We start from the raw sequence: 16,764 nt of genomic DNA on the forward strand, positions 1-16,764 counted from the left end.
TTGAATTATCACTATTTTTGATGTTCAGCACTAACTAATCCTTGCTGCAAAACCTCTAAAACCTTTGCTAAATTCCCTGCTATTAGAGCAGATTTATCCAACCATAATCCCGGAAATATTTGAGAGCATATAATACCGTTAGCATCACATTCAAGCTGAATATACTCTCCATCTTTTAATTTTAACCAATCAAATTCACCCTCATAAACTCGCCACACTAAATACTCTTGTACTTGATTGCGGCGGTACACTTTTAGCTTGTCATGCAAATCAATAGAAACACTACTTGCGGCAATTTCTACAATTAACTCTGGCGCACCTGCGATATAATCATCTTCAGTTATCCGCGACTGTCCACCATTGGCAATTCTTAAACATGCATCTGGTTGAGGTTCGTTATCTGCATCAAGGCGTACAGTTGTATTATCACCTAATTCCACCCCAGCGGTATTAGCTTCGTAAAAACCCAACCAAGTTATCACATAGGCATGTGGTTTTCCATGGCTTCTAAATCTTAAAGGTGATGCCATATATACAGTTCCTTCTATTAATTCAGCTTTCTTGACTTGAGGCATCGCATCATAACGCCGTTCAAATTCAATGCGAGTCAGCTTGTCTCCATTTTCCAAAGGTGGAATAGTTGAAATAGGAGTAATCATCGCACTAATAGGTGTCATTGTTTATTACCAAACTATTCAACTGAATATACTTTTAATTTTCTACTGGATGTTGACCGTAATATGGTAAAGCTTCCGACCAATTAGGACGCCTACCCAACTGCCATTCTAAATAAGCTAGTTCTAATATACTTGTTACTGTTGCTGCTAAACCTGATTGCGCTTGTATTAATTGATAATCACTATTCCAATTAGTTAACTTAGCTTGCCATGCTTCTGGTGTAAATACAGCATCAGCCGATAAAGTTATGAGTTGAGAATTATCCGGTGTAGATTGATAAATAGCACCAAAAACTTGACCTCGTTGTGCTGGCATTTCTACAGCAACAGTCATGACATTTTGACTTGTTTTGACTTTTGACCAAGCTACCGCCGCCAAAGTAGAAATAGCAAATACCGGAATATCTAATTGTTGTCCTAAAGTTCGGGCGGCGACAACTCCAATGCGAGTGCCCGTAAAGCCACCAGGCCCTTTGGTAACAGCAATAAACGCCAAATCTATCCAAGTTTGAGGTTGTATGAATTCAATTAAATATTGATGGATATGACTGGATAAATCACGTCCCAAATTCCATACTTGAGAACGAGTTTCACCCAAAAAACTACTCACCGCTAAACCTAATTCGGGAGTCGTCGTATGCAGTGCTAAAGCGTATTTTGTGATTTTAAAAGATTGGGATTCTCTAGTCAACATTATTCGTAATCGTTAATTCGTAATTATTACCCCATAGATGAATACAGGTATTTGAAATCAAGATACTCAAATTTGACTTTTTCCATTACTAAACCTAAAGGTTTGAAACTTCAATCAATTACGAATTACGAATTACGTTAGCGCAGCGTAAAGCCTGCGGCATAGCTTCGCTTAGAGCGAGTCCTCGATAGCGTCAGCGTAAAGCCTGCGGCATAGCTTCGCTTAGAGCGACACAGGAGCGTCGCGTCATTACGAATTATTAGTCATGTTGGGACTAATTCACCTGGACGCAACTTCGACCATTTGCCCATTTCTCGCTTAAAGCTGAGACAACCGACAACATCCCACTCCATTTCAATCACATCTTCTTTGGTACGAATGTTGACGTTGATAGAAGGTTCGTTAGGATCAAAAGTTGGGTGTTCGGTTAAGTGGGGCTGTTGGTGCTGCGTTTCTACAGCGTGGTAGGTAGCACAGCTGTCTACATAGTGGCAGTTGACGCAAATACACATAATAGAACCTACTCTAGAGCCTTTATTGTTAATCTAGCTTAAGCCAGACTGTTATTCATTAGTTGCAGGGTTGATTTTTATTACATGCTTCCTTTAGTTGCTTCTACTCTAGATTCTAAAAATTGGCCTTTCAGCTTAGAATTGTTGCCACAACCAGCATATATGGTGGGTGGCGCGGTGCGAGATGCCATGCTTGGCAGAACTCGTGAATACCTGGATTTAGATTTTATCATCCCATCTGATGCAGTCAAGGTGGCGAGAATGATCGCGCGTCATTATCAAGCGGGTTTTGTCTTACTCGACTCTGAACGCAAAATTGCCCGTGTAGTGTTTCCCCAAGCGACGGCTGACTTTGCCCAACAAGAAGGAGATAGTCTAGTTACTGATTTGCATCGCCGGGATTTTCGAGTGAATGCGATCGCCTATAATCCTCATACACAAGAAATCATCGATCCTCTGCAAGGTTATGCCGATTTACAGCAGGGTATTTTGCGAATGGTATCACCTGCAAATCTAGCAGATGATCCTTTACGGTTAATGCGGGCTTATCGTCAAGCCGCTCAACTTGGTTTTACTATTGAATCAAATACCCAAGCGACAATTCGGGCTTTGGCATCACATATCTGCACAGTTGCAGCCGAACGAGTTAGGGTAGAAATTGGCTATCTGCTAGCAAACTCTCAGGGTACTCCTTGGATAACTAGCGCTTGGGAAGATGGTTTACTAACTCATTTGTTCAAAAACTCTACCCATGAAAGTTTGAGTAAACTAGCGGCAGTGGACAAAGCAACTGCCTTACTGACAGCAAACTGGCCACAATTGGGTGTGGAACTGCAACAAAATGTTCGCGATACCGTTAAAACTACTTGGTTGGGTATTGCCAAACTCGCTTGTCTTGTCAATTCAAATCCAGAACTAGCCGAAATCGAACTTCAGGAATTAACTTATAGCCGTGCGGAAATTCGGGGTATAACTACCGTCCTAAGATTGTTCCCACAAGCCAAAGTGGCGGATATGTCCTTGCGAGAACAGTATTGCTTTTTTCAGGACGCTGGTGTTGCGTTCCCTGCCACAGCAGTGCTAGCTGTAGCCCTTGATAACTTGGTAGAGGCGATGGTTGGTGACAGTTCGCTAAGCGCTTACGCACCCTTGATCAACCGCTACCTTAACCCTGATGATCTGGTCGCTCATCCCACGCCATTAGTTAGTGGGAAGGAGCTTATTATAGCATTAAATATTCCCGCTTCACCAGTGATAGGCAAACTTTTAACAGAGATTAATATTGCCACAGCAGAAGGGAAAGTGACAACGGCACAGGAGGCGATCGCATTTGCACGGCAATTACAAAAATTAGGGGTGTAGGGGAGAGGATATCAAATGCGATCGCTAGCCATTACAAAGTAAGTTATGAAAAAATTTCTTTCAGGATTGTAATAGCGTTACAGATTTTCATACACTTGATCATCATTGCGCTTGCCGACTCGAAAAACTTCGATTGCATCGTCTGAAATTGTGTAGAGAATGCGATACTCGCCTTGATCAACTCGATAAACACCTGAATATCCCTTGAGTTGCTTACAATCTTGAGGTCTAGGATCTTCCGGTAGCAACAAAATTTTAGTCATCACCTGCTTAAAAAACTTTGGCTGTAAATTGACTAAATCCTTCCGGGCTGATTTTGTAATACGTAAAGCAAGCACCTCTGATTCAGCCATTCAAAATATTTTCAACTGTGAAATTAGTCTCATGAAGTTCGTTATAGTCAGTAATCACTTCTTCTAGTGAATAAGATTCACCGTTACTCTCGGTTATTGCACGTTGAAAATCTGCAACATCTATTGCATCTTCTAATGCTTCCAATCGCTTTAAGTCGGCATAGCTAATTACTGCTGCAACCACCTGCCCTTTTGATTCAATCACAACACGTTCTTCTGTTGATTCTACAAGGGCAAGGAGTTCAGAAAATTTTTCTTGTGCTTGAGTTGCTTCTACTTTTGTCATGTTGATCCAAGGGGTGATATCAGCACGATTATGGTTTCAGGATAGCATAACGTTTTGGGGCGATCGCTTAATTCTCGAATAAACTAGCATCAACGTGAAAAAACTTCCCTAAAGCCTGAGTCTGTTCGTGAGTAATTTCTTGTTTTCCACTGATGATTTGAAAAACGACCTCTCTTGAGCCAATAATTTCTACTAAGTCAGTTGGCTCTAAACCCTGAGCATCCATTAAATGAATTAGCATTGAGTGTGGTGTTGATTCTCCAATTGGATAGTATTCATCTTCATACTTTTCTATTAGAGTAATCAACAAATCTAATAATGCTGTCTCTTCTAAAGTTCGGTTAGTTTTATGTGATAGTTCTTCAGCAAGCGCGATGGCTTGTTTGTTATCTTCATCTGTTTTAATTACTTTGGGTTGATATTTAGCCAGCAATTCGGCATAAATTTTACCATTAAAAGTAAGGGTCATTTTTCCATTCATCCTTATCGTATTCTGCGTGCGTCAAAATATATTTAATATAAATTATTTGATCGCTGTAAACTAAATCTACAATTAGGCGATATTTGTTACCTTTGATGTTAAAAACAGTCAAATTCCCAACAGCTTCTGTTTGAGGATAAACTGCCTGTACCTCAGTAAGATTATTCCATTTAGCTTTATTAGCAGTTTTATACCAATTATATTGATGTTTAAGATGAGTTTTTGCATCGCGTACAAGTTGATTTAGAGGGAGTAGGGAGTAGGGAGTGGGGAAGAAGTAATAAAGGTGTACCCAACTTCGCAAAAATAAAATAGGATTTCTATATCTTAATTACGAATTACGTTAGCGAGTCCTCGAGCGTCATTACGAATTACGAATTACCCCACTGTTATTCCTTCAAGTTCTTCGTCCGCTAAATCGTACAACTGGCGCAACTTTTCCAACTTATCTTGATCAGCTTGCCAAAAACCTCGCCCATGGGCCTCGATCATTCTCCCCACAATATTACGGAAAGCTTCAGGGTTTGCCTTACGTAACTTCTCTGCCATCTCTGCATCCAGCGCATAAGTATCAGCTGCTTGGTCATATACCCAATCATCAGTAAAATTTGCAGTGCCACCCCAACCAATCAACGCCGTCATTCGTTGAGAAATTTCAAACGCACCGCCAGAACCTTGAGTTGCCATTGCTTGGGCCCATTTGGGATTGACTAACTTCGTGCGATACTCCATCCGCAGCAAATCATCTAAATTACGGGGTGTAGTATCCTTGCTGAAACTTTCCACAAAGCTAGTTGTCACCTGCTTGCCGCGTTGCTTTTGTGCCGCCTGCTTCAAACCGCCAGTATTGGCATAATATTCTTGAATATCAGTTAAACCATATTCTACCGAATCGATTTCTTGGATAATGCGATCGCTCGTCCTCAATAACTGATTCAAAACTTCTGGTCTAGCTTGGCCCTTATCTTGTCTACCGTAACTGAACACATTGCGACCTTGCCAAGTATTCCCCAACTCCTCACCAGAATCCCAATTACCATCAACCACCCGGTCATTCACCAGAGAACCAAAATCACCAGCCGGATTAGAAAACAACCTCGCTGAAACATTTTCCACCCCTTGCGCCTGCAAAGCCAAAGCATGTTTGCGAATAAAATTTTGCTCCTGTGGTTCCTCAACATCAACAGCCCGTTGAAACAAATCATCCAACAACTCAATCACATTCACAAAACTATCTCGAAAAATCCCCGACAAATTGCCCAACACATCAATTCGCGGATGTCCAACCTCAGCCAAAGGTTTCAACTCATAACGAACAATTCTCCCTGTTCCCTCCTTAACAGGTTCAGCCCCCACCAACTCCAACAAAATTCCCAAAGACTCACCCTTAGTCTTAATCGCATCCAACCCCCACAACATCACCGCCACAGTCTCAGGATAATTCCCATATTCCTGCAAATGCTGAGCAATAATTTTCTTCCCAATTTCCCGTCCCCGTTCATACGCCGCAGCCGAAGGCATTCGATAGGGATCTAACGCGTGAATATTCCTCCCCGTAGGCAACACACCAGGCCCATCGCGCAACAAATCACCACCAGGCGCAGGTGGCACATACTCCCCATTCAACCCCCGCAGCAAATTCATCAACTCATCCGTACTTTTCGCCAGCAAATCCTTTATTTCCCTCTCCTCCTCTTGGCGTTCTTGGCGTCTGTGCGGTTCGTCTCCAAAATAAGCCTCCAAATACCCCGCCAACTCCGCCTCATTTGGCGCTTCTCCCAACACATGCAACCCTGAAGAAAACAACCGACCCTCTAAAACTTGCAAATACTCATACAACTTCACCAAATAATGGTCAAAAGCATGACCACTAAACAACCGTACATTCTCCGGACTAAAAGCAATACCCAATCGTTTCGCATCCTCAAACGTACAATCTGCGTCCAACCCCGTATCTACAACCTTTTTACAAATCGCTTCCTTCAGGGCATAATTCTTCTGTGGATCTTCTCGATACTCTGCAATCAAATCCCGCAACGTCACCAACTCCTTATACAAACCCGCACGTCCATAAGGCGGGACATTATGAGAAATCAACACACCATAACCGCGACGCTTAGCCAAAATTGACTCAGAAGGATTATTCGCCGCATATATATATAGATTAGGCAAATCTCCTAACAAAATATCCGACCACGAATAACCTGTATTACCCAAAGGAGAACCAGGCAGCCATTCTACAGTGCCATGCATCCCAAAATGAACCACAGCATCAGCAGCTAATTCATTTTGCAACCATTTATAGAAAGCAGCATATTGGGGATGGGGAGTTAAATCTCGTTCAAACATCAAGCGCATCGGGTCGCCTTGTATCCCCAAAGGTGGTTGTACACCTATCCAAACATTACCTAACTGCACACCACCAACATGAAACTCATCACCATAAGTTTTAATTCCAGTCCCCGTTAGAGACTTCCATTGTTTTTCAATGCGGGATATCCGCAGATATCCTAACCATTTTTCTAGGGTACGGGCGTTAACGGATGCGGGGAAGTTATCTGTATGAATGAAGGTTTCATCGGCTTGTTTTACCCAGCGAATTAATTCTTCGCCATCATCAGGTAAATCTCCGATGGTGTAACCTTGGTCTTTGAGTGCATGAAGCAATTTTAGGAGACTGCGTGGCACATTTAATAATGCAGCCGTACCAACAGCACCGTAACCAGGCGGAAACCCATATAAAATAATGGCAATTTTTTTTTCTGATGTTGGTTTTTGCCGCAAAGCAATCCAGCTTTTCACCCTGCCAATTAACCGCTGTACCCGTTCTGGAATCAAATAAATATTTTCGCCCACCAAACCACCAAGGGGGACAGTATCAATTGCCCCATCCAGTTCTGGTAATGCATATAAAACAACACTTTGCAATCCACCAATACCTTGACGAGTCCACGAATAGATATCTTGAATTAATAACGGTGCAGCAACTATATAAGGTAAATTTTTAGCTGTCAGAATACGTTTTGCTACTTCTATTTGCCGCCCCGCTTCCATGGAACCAGCCGGGCCACCTACCAAAGGAAAACCAATTGTTGAGACGATCGCATCTACCTTAACGGCTTCAGCAGAAAGCGAAGGGGTTTCAATATTACCATGTTGTCGCTGCTGAATTTCATAATCGGTCGTCATCCAATCTCTAACTGCTACATGTCCCTCCACACCGTTAATAAAAATAGGTAAAGGGATTAACCCAGCCTCCTCAAAACGCCGAATCAATTGGGGAATATATGGCTGTTTGGTAATGACATGTTTGCGGTAGAGTAAGATACCCACTACTGCTTTTGTGGGGGAGCCACTGCGTTGAGCGTCTTGCCCGCCCTGCGGCAATGGCAGGCGAGAGGCCCGCCCCACAAGATACCATTCTAAATAAGCTTTTGGCGATTCAAAAAACCCTTGATAGTCGGGATGAAGTAATCCCATGTTTGGGGTTTCGATGGGTGGGGGAATATCACCGACTTTTAAATCTAGATATTTTTCTGCTAATGTCCAGAATAGTGCGGCGACATTTTCCGGGCCGCCGGCATTCCAGTAACCATAGATAATCAACCAGTTGCGTAAGTCTTGAACTTTTTGCACTGGTACGAATTTCAGCAACTTGGGGCCAACTTTCAGAAAGCTGATGTAACCGGCGAGTTTGTCTTCTTCTTTGCCGTTGCTGAATTTGTCGAGAATGAATTTAACTGGTTTGGGCATTCCTTTGGGTTTATCGCCGATGGCAAAAGCACCCAATTTGGTTAAACTCATCAATTCCAACGCCGACTCGAACACCAAGCGGATGGGAATTTGGGCAATGCGATCGCGCAACCACACAACTTGGTCATAATCAAATAGTAAACTACCGAAAAATACATCAGCATTTTTTAGCGCGGCTTCCACCTGGCTGCGTTGGCTGGTAATATTGCGATCGCTAAACACCAAAATTTCCAACTCTCGGCAGCGAGAATTAGCCAATAAAGCTGCTTTCCTATATAATTCCGCGTTGAAAGATTCAAACCCAGCAATCAAGACGATGCGTTTCATGCCCGTAAGCTACGAAATATTTCTTTACTTTAGATCTTAGACGTGCTTCTGGGCTGAGGGCTAAATATCTACCCGTAGGTTCAGATCAACAAAGTAGTCAATCACAGGAAAATCCCGCAACCAAACATAAAAACGTCTTCCCCCACACCCATTGTCAAGACAATCTCCAGGCTAAATAGCCCACAACGAAGGTACGAAAATACATCTTTTCGCACTCCCTACTCCCTACTCCCCATGATTCAAGGCAGTCGGTAATCAAGATCAATCCACAAGGATGCTGAGTATTAAATCACTTCCTTCATTTGCCATTTCTGCATCTTAGTGCATAAAACGATTAGCCTGTACCCAATCAATAATATATTTACTCAGCACTCTTTTTGTCATGGTTACTGGTTATTCAGGTGGTTGGAAAACAAAGTGCTTTTTTAAATATGATAAAATCTTCTAATTTTACTTTTTTGTTACAATATTTATTTTTATAATCTAATTTTATTATAAAAATCTAAGAATTAGGTTCGCTTATCGATTGATTCATTCTACTATAATAATGATTAGCCATCTAATATCCTAATTATCGACTCTCAATTACTAACTAAAAAGCACTTATATAAAATGATATGCATAAATTAATATCTAGAAGTCAAACATGTTTGAATTATTCTGAACAAAAGTTAAGGAGCAGCAAATGAAATTTGGAATTGATATCGGGCACAATTGTCCACCTGATACAGGAGCTAGAGGCATCAAATTTGAAGATAATTTGACTTTAGATGTAGGTAATAGAGTTATCTCTAAACTCAGAGCATTAGGAAATGAAGTAATAACATGTAAACCAGATGGGGCTGGTTCTGTACGTGACTCACTTTCAAAAAGATGTTCTAGAGCTAATGCCAGCGGAGTAGATGTATTCGTCTCAATTCATTTTAATGCTTTTAACGGACAAGCTAATGGCACAGAAGTATTTGCAACTAGCGACCGAGGTAGAAAAATCGCTAAACCTGTATTAGACGAAATCATCAAATTAGGCTTTTTTAATCGTGGCGTTAAAAGTGGTTCTCACTTATATGTCCTCAAAAATACAGACATGCCTGCTATTCTCATAGAATGTTGCTTCATCGATTCAAAAAAAGATATGAATCTTTTTAACGCTGAGGCCATGGCTAATGCAATCATTAAAGGTCTAACTGGTAAAGTTGCAAGTACCCCTGTTAAGCCTGTACCAGATGAAGAAGATAACATAGATACATCTGCTCTGCGCCTACAAAAAGCCTTAAACCGACTCAAAATAACTGATCAAAATAACAAACCTTTAGCCGAAGATAACGATGCAGGGCCTAGTACAAAATCCGCTGTAGAAAAGTTTCAGAGTATTGTAGGAATTCAACCAACAGGAACTGCTACAGAAGCCACATGGAATGCTATAAATTTGATTTTAGCTAAACGAATCATCAGACCAAATCATGCCGGTGGTTCTGTTGTCAGGTACTTACAATACCGTTTAAATGTAGAAGCGGACGGTATATTTGGCGCACAAACAGAAGCAGCAATTAAGCAATTTCAACGTCAAAATGGTTTAACTGCTGATGGAATTGTCGGGCCAGCTACCTGGCAGAAATTGATTGGTTAAGTTAAAGAAAAGGGGTGTCACTGGGTAAGGGTATAGCGTGTAGGGTGTGTTATTGCGCCAGCGTCATGCACCCCATTTTTACGAAAAAAATAACTGTTCCCTATTCCCTATTCCCTTTATTGATTGGGATGTTATAATTCACATGATTTGGATACAAACTCATACTACAAGTTGTAGACAAACAACTGGAGAGGTGGCAGAGCGGTTGAATGCGGCGCACTCGAAATGCGCTTTGGGGCAACTCAACGGGGGTTCGAATCCCCCCCTCTCCGTTTACTCGCTCGTAGTAACTCACCTCGAACCTCGCAGTCTGCAATCTCTGGAATAAGCTAATCTGCCTTTAACTTGCATAATCCTTTGCCTCAGAAAGACGCAAAGAGAAGTTGCGTGCGGGGGTTCCCCCCGTTGAGCAAACTTCGGAGGACGCGCTTAAGGGGAGACGCGGGGATGCAATTTGAATGATTATTAGCTTAATAGCGCGGTTTCCTGATGTCATGTGAGTTTCGCTCAGTACAAGTTTCCCATACTTCAACTCTGCTCAGTACAAGTTCCCAATTCCCCAATTTACACCAACTTTTGGGATAAACTAATGCCATTGTGTGAGGAGTGAGCGATGGCTAACCAAAGGTTAATTAATTTAGTGTCATTAGGATTTATTAGTAGCTGTTTTTGTTTAGGCATTGGTTTGGGAATCGTCATTAGATTTGGACAATTGCAACCATCGGACGCCGCTACTTCGTCCCCAAAACCAGAGGAATTTCCGTTTGCTATACCAGAACCCACGTCACCAGGGGAAGGACAATCTTTTACAGACACTATTACCATCAAAGCTGTTGGAGATATTATTCCTGGTACAAATTTTCCTGACTACAGACTGCCTCGCTCTCGTAATCAACTACTGCCAAAGTCAGTGAGAAAAGGTCTACAAGGAGCTGATATTTTATTTGGCAATTTTGAAAGTAGCTTAACCAATCATCCTTATACAGCTAAAGATATTAGTAAAGGACAAGTTTTTGCTTTTCGTTCCCCACCTGCATATGCTCAGTTGTTTGCTGAAGTTGGGTTTAATGTTTTTAATATGGCTAATAACCATGCAATGGACTTTGGTAAATTAGGGTTCAAAGATACAGTCAAATATCTTGAGGCTGTGGGTATCACTACATTAGGTCATAAAAATCAAATTCTTTATTTAAAAATTAATCAAGCTACTGTGGCGATGATTGGGTTTGCTCCCTATAAAATGTACAATTCGATTCACGATTTAAAAACAGCCAAAGCACTCGTAGCCAAAGCAAAAAATAAAGCCAATATTGTAGTTGTATCAATGCACGCAGGAGCAGAAGGGACAGATGCATTATATGTTAAAAACCAAACAGAGTTTTTCTATGGAGAAAACCGAGGTAATTCGATCAAGTTTGCCCGCACAATGATTGATGCTGGAGCAGATTTAGTGATAGGACACGGCCCTCATGTTCCAAGAGCGATCGAAATTTATAAAAGAAAAATTATCGCTTATTCTTTAGGAAATTTTTTAGGATACCGAACTTTATCTACAAGCGCTCAAACGGGTGACTCAATGATTTTGGAGGTTAAACTCAACTCAGCGGGAAAGTTGATATCGAGTAAAATTATCCCTGTGCGGATGGACAGACAGGGAATACCTCACATCGATCGCAATTTCCGAACTGTGAGACTTATACGTGCTTTAAATTATCGAGCCTTTCCCAATAATCCGGTGAAAATTAATCAAAAAGGGGAAATTATCGTGATGAATCGTTAAGAAAAGGGAACAGGGAACAGCTTAAGCAAGCTACGCGTTAGCGTCTCGTGGAGAAGTTTTCCCGGAGGATACCTTTGCTTTTTTCGTAAAAGTAAATTTTAAGAATAATTTTGACTATAGTAAGCTTGATATTCTGGCGATAACAGAGGTTTCCACCAATCAGGGTGAGTGAGATACCATTCAACGGTTAAACGTAAACCCTCAGTAATTGTGACTAAAGGCGTCCAACCAAGCTGAGTTTTCATTTTGTTTGCATTAATTGCATATCTTTGGTCATGTCCTGGTCTATCTTTGACAAAGGTAATCAAATGCTTTGCTGAACTAACTGGTAAATCAGATGCTAATTCATCCATCAACTGACACAAAATTTGCACCAGATTGATATTTTCTACTTCATTGTTGCCACCAATATTGTAAGTTTCTCCCAATTTACCGTGATGAATAACCACATCCAAAGCACGACAATGGTCGCCCACATAAAGCCAGTCTCGCACATTTTTACCGTCACCATAAACGGGTAATGGCTTACCTAACAAAGTGTTAATACACATGAGAGGAATTAATTTTTCGGGAAACTGATATGGGCCGTAATTATTAGAGCAATTTGTAATAATCGTCGGTAGCTTATAAGTATGATAGTATGCACGAACTAGATGGTCACTACCCGCCTTGGAAGCCGAGTAAGGACTATTAGGAGCATAGGGTGTAGTTTCACAAAAAGCTGGATCATCTGGGCCCAAACTGCCATAGACTTCATCAGTAGAAACGTGTAAAAAACGATAATTAGATGGCTTTTTCTGCGCTTCCCAATATTGACGGAAAGCTTCTAATAAAGTGAAAGTTCCTACCACATTAGTTTGCACAAAAGCAGCTGGGCCAAGAATCGAGCGGTCTACATGAGATTCAGCGGCAAAATGTGCAACAGTATCAATATTTTCTGTTACTAATAACTCATCTACCACAGAGCGATCGCAAATATCCCCTTGCACAAACCGAAAATTTTCTCGCCTCTCCACCAATGCCAAATTCTCAATATTGCCTGCATAAGTAAGCGCATCCAAAACCACCACCCGTTCATCAGGATAAGCCTGACACCAGTGATGCACAAAATTTGCACCAATAAACCCTGCACCCCCCGTCACCAACAGCCTCATGTAACTCCCTCTCTTCCTCTTTCCTCTGCGGTTGATTCACTCAAAAAAACTTCTTTCTCAGTTTACCGTACATATTCTGTACAATTAATTTCATCACCCGCGTTCTCGTCAAGCTCTTGATATTAGATGGATGATGCATTTTATGATCAAAAAAATCATTTAATTCATCAAAAATAACATGAAAACGCCGAATAATATTTTCCGTTCGATATTCTGCTAAAAAATATTCAGACACAGCAAAAGGTGCTGAAGATTCAATTACTTTCATTATTCGTTTAATATCATATTCTTGAGAATAACCTGCAATTTTATGACAATTAAATCCCGGATCTAAGTAATCTGATAACCCACCATTTATACTAGAAAAGACATAACAACCACAAGCGATCGCTTCCATTGGTTGTAAACCAAATCCCTCACTAACACGCTGTTGTGCCCAATAATCAGCCGAATCATAAAGATAAACTTTAGCTCGATTAAATAGCCCTGCTAAATCTTCTACATAGGAATCAACAATACAAACATTACACTGTTTTTGCAATGCTGGAATTAATTCTTTGATTAAATACTCAGAAGATTTACGAGCTTGAACCAAAACATCTATATCTCGTTCTATATATAAATTTTTAAATTCATTGCCAATTTGATTAGGCAAATAATAAATCAGAGAATTGGGTGATTTTTGTCCCCAATAACCCATAGTATTGCGGCTGACAGTAATAATCGGAATACTGGCAGGGAGACTAAATGGATAACCTGCACTATGGGCATGATAAACAACATGATATCGTTTCAGCTTCGTTACCAGTTGAGCTATGTCAAATCCCCAACTAATCACAAATATGACATTATCTAAATTTTTCTCATGCAGCAAATCATCTATAAATAACTTATCTGTTTCTCGTTGACGATAAGTAACCACATCAGCACTACAAACCTGCTGAGCAAGATTAACTGTTTTCAACTCTGCCCAAAGACCACCACAAGCAAATTTTCCATCTGTACCGGGAAGTAAAAAATACAGCTTTCTCATAACATTATTCAATTTTAAGGCTCCTCAGACTTTGCAAAAATTATAAATTAATCTCGCCAGTTTACCTTGATAAAATGCGCTGGTTTTCCCCAAGCATCGCGAGTGAAAGTAATATTCTCAATTGCTAAGTTAAAAGGAATAGCAGTTGTCAAGTAACGTTGTGCCATAGAACCTAAATCAGGTGCAATCTCAGCAACTGTAGTAGCAGCTAACCCTAAACCTATAAGTTGCTCAATTGGTCGAAATGGTAACAATAAATATATACTCACAGCCATTCCTGCTGTTAAAAGCATTGCTACTGATAAATTTGTGCCACAACGGGGATGCACAGCTAAATCCCATTCTCCGCTAGTAAGGCGATGTCGAGCAAGTGCTACCGCCCGCCGTAAATCGCTAATATTCACCTCACCATATAGATAGAAGCCCTCTTCAGTAGACAAACCACTCAATAGTTCATTATCAACTTGAGTATTGGTGGGTTGTGCTTTCAAAGGATGAGCGCTATTTGATTCACCCAAAACCCAAACTGTAGCGTGTTCTAAAGCGTGAACCTGCCGCAACATCAAAATTTCTTTCAATCCAGGAACAAACGGTAGCTGCCTGAGTAAGTCAGTGTCTTGTGTGGGTTGTGGAAAATCAGATGGAACTTTCCAAGATAGAGGTGTCGCAAAATCAAAGCTAAAGAAGTCAAAGGGAGACGAACTACCTTTGTCAAAAGTAGAAGTATTCATAAAAATACTGCTCCTCAAGCCTATGGAGCAACATAGATTTCTTTTAAATGTAACGCTTGAGTCAATGGATTGTTGCTAATTTTTGTTAGGGTTTGGGGAGAGGCAGAGGGGCAGGGTGCGGGGGGCAAGGGGGATTTTGTGTAACCTTCCCCTACTCCCTGCTCTCTTCTCCCTTACACCCTGCTGAGAACGGAAATTTTATTGACGTCAGTTTTGCGTGGTAGAGGTGTTCACACTGATACAAATGTATGAGGAGGAAAACAATCAGTCAACCTCAAAATTTGCTTGCCGACAAACCAGAACAAATTCGTTGCTGCGCTACTAGCAAATTGTTTACTCGCTCTGGTTAGGCAAAGAGCAGCAATTTACATCATTCAAACAGACTTTGCCCCACTGTAAAGCCCAGCGGACAAGAGCTACTCGATTTTCGGTCTCGGTTTTGGTGAGAATGTTACTGATATGGTTATCAACTGTACGCTTGCTAATTTCCAGTTTTGCTGCAATCTCTTGGTTAGTTAAGCCAGCGGCCACTAAGTCGATAATTTGCAGTTCTCTGTCTGAAAGACTCACAGGGGTCTTAGACTCGCCACCAGCCATGACTTATTTCTATCCTCCCTTGGTATATGTACTTAATTGCTCTCTCTAATTCTAGAAGATCCTTTTATAGGTAGGGGTTTCAAGTGTTCATATCAATAGTAATGTCCATATTTTCTTTCGATTTCTAGTTGGCAATATCTAAAATAGTACAAACTTTTAGGTATTAAAGACGACTATTTTAGCAATTATCTACCGTTTTATCACTGATATAAGAAAGCGGCAAACAATAGCGTGTATACGCTATTTGAGTAGTAAAAGTGCTATTTCATTCTATGAAGGACTAGCCACAGAGAGCAAAGTTTATTGTAGATTTTATACTGGAAAATCCTAATCCCAAATCTAAAATCTGAAATGAAATGAGCAATCCCCGTGTTTTGTGTCTTGGTGAAGTTTTGTTTGATTGTCTAGCTGATCAGTTAGGGTTAAAGCTAGAAGAAGTTAAATCTTGGACTCCTTATCCAGGGGGCGCACCAGCTAACGTAGCCTGTGCTTTGGTGAAGCTAGGAACACCATCAGGATTTATTGGGACTGTGGGTGAAGATGAACCAGGTGAGGAACTGGTCAAGCTATTACAAGAGATAGGTGTAGATATAATGGGGGTGCAACGCCATTCTACTGCACCAACACGGCAAGTGTATGTGACACGAGATTTAGCGGGCGATCGCACTTTCGCCGGATTTGGCAGTTATGACACCTCAGAATTTGCCGATACCCGCCTGCAAGCTAAGCAATTACCTCATTCGTTATTTCAAGAGGCAGATTTTTTGGTTTTGGGTACTTTGGAATTAGCCTATCCCCAAAGCGAGAAGGCAATACATCACGCCCTAAGTTTAGCAGAACAATATGACCTCAAAATTGTGCTGGATGTTAACTGGCGTCCTGTATTTTGGCATGACCAAAACATCGCCCGTCAAAAAATTCAAGATGCATTTAAGCGAGTCGATTTTCTCAAACTCTCTAAAGAAGAGGCTGAATGGCTATTTGATACCGCAGATCCAGGTGCAATTACTTATCGTTTGAATTCAGTTGAAGGTGTGCTAGTGACAGATGGGGAAAACGGTTGTAGCTATTGTTTGGGTGAAAACGAAGGCAAATTACCCTCTTTTGCCGTGACTGTGGTTGATACAACTGGTGCAGGGGATAGCTTTCTCGCTGGGTTTATCCATCAGTTGATTCAGCATGGCATCCAAAGTTTGGGTAATGCCGAAACAGTCAAACGCATTATCACTTACGCCAGTGCTGTTGGGGCACTAACTACCACCAAAGCAGGTGCGATTGCCTCTCAACCCACTGCCTCTGAAGTCGAAACTTTTTTAGCTTGCCATCAAGTTTAAGGATTACTATACTCAGCTGGAGTATTCAGTTGCGATCGGCTGATACTCCCAGCAATTATGTAA

Annotated in this window: 16 protein-coding genes and 1 tRNA gene; 5 read left to right on the top strand and 12 right to left on the bottom strand. The window is 41.1% G+C overall.

Features of this window, described 5'->3' with window-relative positions; all coding sequences use genetic code 11:
- Window positions 1-11: 11 nt before the first annotated feature.
- The 3 genes from AC5JMF_RS05395 to AC5JMF_RS05405 form a co-directional block, all read right to left on the bottom strand.
- On the bottom strand, window positions 12-677 hold the full coding sequence (locus AC5JMF_RS05395) for a Uma2 family endonuclease (RefSeq protein ID WP_495794699.1): 666 nt from the start codon (window positions 675-677) through the stop codon (window positions 12-14).
- A 34-nt stretch (window positions 678-711) separates the two neighbouring features.
- Window positions 712-1,371 carry a tRNA (adenosine(37)-N6)-threonylcarbamoyltransferase complex dimerization subunit type 1 TsaB gene (gene tsaB, locus AC5JMF_RS05400; RefSeq protein WP_495794700.1) on the bottom strand — a complete coding sequence of 220 codons (660 nt, stop codon included), beginning with the start codon at window positions 1,369-1,371 and terminating at the stop codon, window positions 712-714.
- Window positions 1,372-1,634: 263 nt separating this feature from the next.
- On the bottom strand, window positions 1,635-1,883 hold the full coding sequence (locus AC5JMF_RS05405) for a Ycf34 family protein (RefSeq protein WP_495794701.1): 249 nt from the start codon (window positions 1,881-1,883) through the stop codon (window positions 1,635-1,637).
- A gap of 84 nt (window positions 1,884-1,967) precedes the next feature.
- Between AC5JMF_RS05405 and AC5JMF_RS05410 the strand changes: the two genes are divergently transcribed.
- Window positions 1,968-3,245, top strand: a complete 1,278-nt coding sequence (locus AC5JMF_RS05410) for a tRNA nucleotidyltransferase/poly(A) polymerase-related protein (RefSeq protein WP_495794702.1) — start codon at window positions 1,968-1,970, stop codon at window positions 3,243-3,245.
- A gap of 77 nt (window positions 3,246-3,322) precedes the next feature.
- On the opposite strand, the gene AC5JMF_RS05415 is transcribed toward AC5JMF_RS05410, so the two are convergent.
- The 5 genes from AC5JMF_RS05415 to bchH form a co-directional block, all read right to left on the bottom strand.
- Entirely contained in the window at window positions 3,323-3,598 is a 276-nt protein-coding gene (locus AC5JMF_RS05415) for a type II toxin-antitoxin system RelE family toxin (RefSeq protein ID WP_495794703.1), read from the bottom strand.
- The gene (locus AC5JMF_RS05420) at window positions 3,591-3,884 is read right to left on the bottom strand and encodes a type II toxin-antitoxin system Phd/YefM family antitoxin (protein WP_495794704.1); all 294 of its coding nucleotides are present in this window, start codon (window positions 3,882-3,884) and stop codon (window positions 3,591-3,593) included. The genes AC5JMF_RS05415 and AC5JMF_RS05420 overlap by 8 nt, the downstream gene beginning before the upstream one ends.
- Before the next feature lie 67 nt (window positions 3,885-3,951).
- A complete protein-coding gene (locus AC5JMF_RS05425) occupies window positions 3,952-4,353 on the bottom strand; it encodes a helix-turn-helix domain-containing protein (protein ID WP_495794705.1) in 402 nt (133 codons plus the stop codon).
- Window positions 4,337-4,669: a type II toxin-antitoxin system HigB family toxin gene (locus AC5JMF_RS05430; protein WP_495794706.1), complete on the bottom strand. Its 333-nt coding sequence runs from the start codon at window positions 4,667-4,669 to the stop codon at window positions 4,337-4,339. The genes AC5JMF_RS05425 and AC5JMF_RS05430 overlap by 17 nt, the downstream gene beginning before the upstream one ends.
- 74 nt (window positions 4,670-4,743) lie before the next feature.
- Window positions 4,744-8,445 carry a magnesium chelatase subunit H gene (bchH, locus tag AC5JMF_RS05435; RefSeq protein ID WP_495794707.1) on the bottom strand — a complete coding sequence of 1,234 codons (3,702 nt, stop codon included), beginning with the start codon at window positions 8,443-8,445 and terminating at the stop codon, window positions 4,744-4,746.
- Window positions 8,446-9,130: 685 nt separating this feature from the next.
- Here bchH and AC5JMF_RS05440 point away from each other — a divergent pair.
- The 3 genes from AC5JMF_RS05440 (at window position 9,131) to AC5JMF_RS05450 (ending at window position 11,852) form a co-directional block, all read left to right on the top strand.
- On the top strand, window positions 9,131-10,072 hold the full coding sequence (locus AC5JMF_RS05440; protein ID WP_495794708.1) for an N-acetylmuramoyl-L-alanine amidase: 942 nt from the start codon (window positions 9,131-9,133) through the stop codon (window positions 10,070-10,072).
- Window positions 10,073-10,259: 187 nt separating this feature from the next.
- Window positions 10,260-10,344: transfer RNA gene (locus tag AC5JMF_RS05445), tRNA-Ser, on the top strand.
- A 341-nt stretch (window positions 10,345-10,685) separates the two neighbouring features.
- Entirely contained in the window at window positions 10,686-11,852 is a 1,167-nt protein-coding gene (locus AC5JMF_RS05450; RefSeq protein WP_495794709.1) for a CapA family protein, read from the top strand.
- A gap of 98 nt (window positions 11,853-11,950) precedes the next feature.
- On the opposite strand, the gene rfbB is transcribed toward AC5JMF_RS05450, so the two are convergent.
- The 4 genes from rfbB to pedR all read right to left on the bottom strand — a co-directional run bounded on the left by rfbB (window position 11,951) and on the right by pedR (window position 15,367).
- The gene (rfbB, locus tag AC5JMF_RS05455) at window positions 11,951-13,006 is read right to left on the bottom strand and encodes a dTDP-glucose 4,6-dehydratase (RefSeq protein WP_495794710.1); all 1,056 of its coding nucleotides are present in this window, start codon (window positions 13,004-13,006) and stop codon (window positions 11,951-11,953) included.
- 40 nt (window positions 13,007-13,046) lie between these two features.
- Window positions 13,047-14,039: a glycosyltransferase gene (locus AC5JMF_RS05460; protein WP_495794711.1), complete on the bottom strand. Its 993-nt coding sequence runs from the start codon at window positions 14,037-14,039 to the stop codon at window positions 13,047-13,049.
- 47 nt (window positions 14,040-14,086) lie between these two features.
- Window positions 14,087-14,770, bottom strand: a complete 684-nt coding sequence (locus AC5JMF_RS05465; protein WP_495794712.1) for a DUF6391 domain-containing protein — start codon at window positions 14,768-14,770, stop codon at window positions 14,087-14,089.
- A 333-nt stretch (window positions 14,771-15,103) separates the two neighbouring features.
- Entirely contained in the window at window positions 15,104-15,367 is a 264-nt protein-coding gene (pedR, locus tag AC5JMF_RS05470) for a photosynthetic electron transport-dependent transcriptional regulator PedR (protein WP_495794713.1), read from the bottom strand.
- Between the two features lie 356 nt (window positions 15,368-15,723).
- Here pedR and AC5JMF_RS05475 point away from each other — a divergent pair, with 356 nt between their 5' ends.
- Window positions 15,724-16,701: a carbohydrate kinase family protein gene (locus AC5JMF_RS05475; RefSeq protein ID WP_495794714.1), complete on the top strand. Its 978-nt coding sequence runs from the start codon at window positions 15,724-15,726 to the stop codon at window positions 16,699-16,701.
- Window positions 16,702-16,764 lie beyond the last annotated feature (63 nt).

It is taken from the genome of Desmonostoc vinosum (genome assembly GCF_059505385.1).

Bases quoted from the DNA above. Each gene is read 5' to 3' on its own strand.
- AC5JMF_RS05395 (WP_495794699.1), bottom strand. From the start codon at position 677: ATGACACCTATTAGTGCGATGATTACTCCTATTTCAACTATTCCACCT.
- tsaB (WP_495794700.1), bottom strand. From the start codon at position 1,371: ATGTTGACTAGAGAATCCCAATCTTTTAAAATCACAAAATACGCTTTA.
- AC5JMF_RS05405 (WP_495794701.1), bottom strand. From the start codon at position 1,883: ATGTGTATTTGCGTCAACTGCCACTATGTAGACAGCTGTGCTACCTAC.
- AC5JMF_RS05410 (WP_495794702.1), top strand. From the start codon at position 1,968: ATGCTTCCTTTAGTTGCTTCTACTCTAGATTCTAAAAATTGGCCTTTC.
- AC5JMF_RS05415 (WP_495794703.1), bottom strand. From the start codon at position 3,598: ATGGCTGAATCAGAGGTGCTTGCTTTACGTATTACAAAATCAGCCCGG.
- AC5JMF_RS05420 (WP_495794704.1), bottom strand. From the start codon at position 3,884: ATGACAAAAGTAGAAGCAACTCAAGCACAAGAAAAATTTTCTGAACTC.
- AC5JMF_RS05425 (WP_495794705.1), bottom strand. From the start codon at position 4,353: ATGACCCTTACTTTTAATGGTAAAATTTATGCCGAATTGCTGGCTAAA.
- bchH (WP_495794707.1), bottom strand. From the start codon at position 8,445: ATGAAACGCATCGTCTTGATTGCTGGGTTTGAATCTTTCAACGCGGAA.
- AC5JMF_RS05440 (WP_495794708.1), top strand. From the start codon at position 9,131: ATGAAATTTGGAATTGATATCGGGCACAATTGTCCACCTGATACAGGA.
- AC5JMF_RS05450 (WP_495794709.1), top strand. From the start codon at position 10,686: ATGGCTAACCAAAGGTTAATTAATTTAGTGTCATTAGGATTTATTAGT.
- rfbB (WP_495794710.1), bottom strand. From the start codon at position 13,006: ATGAGGCTGTTGGTGACGGGGGGTGCAGGGTTTATTGGTGCAAATTTT.
- AC5JMF_RS05460 (WP_495794711.1), bottom strand. From the start codon at position 14,039: ATGAGAAAGCTGTATTTTTTACTTCCCGGTACAGATGGAAAATTTGCT.
- AC5JMF_RS05465 (WP_495794712.1), bottom strand. From the start codon at position 14,770: ATGAATACTTCTACTTTTGACAAAGGTAGTTCGTCTCCCTTTGACTTC.
- pedR (WP_495794713.1), bottom strand. From the start codon at position 15,367: ATGGCTGGTGGCGAGTCTAAGACCCCTGTGAGTCTTTCAGACAGAGAA.
- AC5JMF_RS05475 (WP_495794714.1), top strand. From the start codon at position 15,724: ATGAGCAATCCCCGTGTTTTGTGTCTTGGTGAAGTTTTGTTTGATTGT.